The sequence below is a fragment of the Bartonella sp. AP57NXGY genome (assembly GCF_042195805.1).
Lineage (GTDB): Bacteria > Pseudomonadota > Alphaproteobacteria > Rhizobiales > Rhizobiaceae > Bartonella.
Genome location: NZ_JBHIOZ010000034.1, coordinates 1,318 through 3,168, shown reverse-complemented (window position 1 = coordinate 3,168; position 1,851 = coordinate 1,318). Strand labels below are relative to the sequence as shown.

At 34.1% G+C, this 1,851-nt stretch carries 2 protein-coding genes; both read left to right on the top strand.

Translation table 11 applies throughout. The features are described 5' to 3' along the window. On the top strand, positions 1–148 hold a 148-nt coding region (locus ACFIL8_RS05085; RefSeq protein WP_375689058.1), incomplete at its 5' end, for a peptidylprolyl isomerase. A gap of 18 nt (positions 149–166) precedes the next feature. Beyond that, positions 167–679 carry a peptidylprolyl isomerase gene (locus ACFIL8_RS05080; RefSeq protein WP_375613107.1) on the top strand — a complete coding sequence of 171 codons (513 nt, stop codon included), beginning with the start codon at positions 167–169 and terminating at the stop codon, positions 677–679. Positions 680–1,851 lie beyond the last annotated feature (1,172 nt).

Here is a 1,851-nt window from a genome sequence, read left to right as displayed (position 1 = left end):
TTTTTTAAACGGTCAGTATACGGTTGTTGGAGAGGTTATAAAGGGGATGGATGTTGTTGATAAAATAAAAAAAGGTACGACAAGTAATAATGGATCTGTAAAAAATCCTGATGTTATTAATGCTGCTACTTTACAAGTTGAGAAATGAATCAAGGGAGCTTTCCATATGGCTGAGAATAAAAATCCAGAGAATACTTTAATTCTTGAAACAACAAAGGGCAGAGTTGTTATTGAGCTTTTTGCTGATTTGGCACCTTGTCATGTTACACGTATTAAAGAACTGGTACGGGAAGGTGCTTATGATAATGTTATTTTCCATCGCGTTATTGATGGTTTTATGGCGCAAACAGGGGATGTGCAATTTGGAAAGAAGGATAGTGAAAAATTCAATTTATCACGTGCTGGTATGGGGGGGGCAGAAAAACCAAATTTAACAGCAGAGTTTTCAAATCTTTCTCATAAGCGTGGTACAGTTTCTATGGCACGGAGTCAGAATCCAAATTCTGCTAACTCTCAGTTTTTTATTTGTTTTGCAGATGCTCCGTGGCTTGATCGTCAATATTCCATATGGGGGCAGGTTGTTGAAGGTATGGAAAATGTTGATAAAATTAAACGTGGTGAACCTGTTGCAGATCCAGATTCAATTACCAAAGCCATTATTGCTGCGGATGTAGAATAGTATAAACTATACTGATTTCAATTGTAAGTTTCTAAGAAAAAATACTCTTGTCTGATCAATAAAGGCACACGAAACTCTTTTGTAGTATCACGCTTACCTTTTATAATTTCGAGCTAAGCATTGTCCATATATTTTCTTTAATCGGATCTTCCTGAAGAATATAACGCAACGGATTTGTACAAACACCTGTCAGAATAAGAAAACGCAAAGTCTGTTGTATTATGGTTGTTGTTTGGCAAAGTGTTTTATAAAAAATTCGGCATTTCTCTTCAATCCATTGTCGGTCTTAATGGTTTTATGATGTTACTTTCCTAAGAGAGCGTGTGCTTTTGTTTCTGCTCGTAAATCAACATCCCATCCTAATGCAGAAGCATGTTTGAAACATATATTAAGATGGATAAGAGCTTTACTAGCTCATCCAGTTTTCCTAGCAAGGTGGAAAACCAGCATTTATATATATTGGCGTAATCTTTAAAATAAGAAGACAGTTTAATCTTAGAAGAATATAATAAAGGCGCAGAAGTGAAACAAATGGCTAGTCTTGCCATCTCCTTCTTAATTCAACTTTACTTTTTTAAAAGTATCTAATGCAATATCTTTTAAATAATGAAGATTATGTATGGACTTACGCTTTTATTTTTCTCGTTTTTTAATAGAGGAATGCTCCAAACGGAATACACTTGTGTTGCGTATTTACGTGTTTTTTAAGAAGCATTTCTTAGTACATATCAACGTTCACTTCCACGATGACATTCATGGCATGTATAGTTTTAAAGCTATAAATAGTATAAAATCTATTATGCACCACCTTCTTTAAAGCTTATGAAGGAGCAAGCGGGTACCATCATACGGCTTTTTCAGTCTCTAATGGTACGATAGAGCTTTTGGTATTTGAGAATCTTTACAAAAAGCATTTTTAGTTTTTTAAAGTATTTTTATTTACACGTTAATTTCTTTTGTGAATTATCTTAAGTGCCAAGAGCTATCTCAATTGTGAGTGGATAAGTGATTATGCTCATTTGCGCTTTTATTAAGCGTGAGGATCGCTGTGCCCAGTAGATGAAAAATTTTTATCTGTAAAAGTTAAAGAATATGTAAGCTGTACAATGCGTTCAAAATTTTCTTCTATGGGTACAAAGTTACTGCTTATGGAAGTATGTGAAGATGAAATT

What these genes read in the sequence shown, in the direction of transcription:
- ACFIL8_RS05080 (WP_375613107.1), top strand. Translation starts at nt 167, where the DNA reads ATGGCTGAGAATAAAAATCCAGAGAATACTTTAATTCTTGAAACAACA.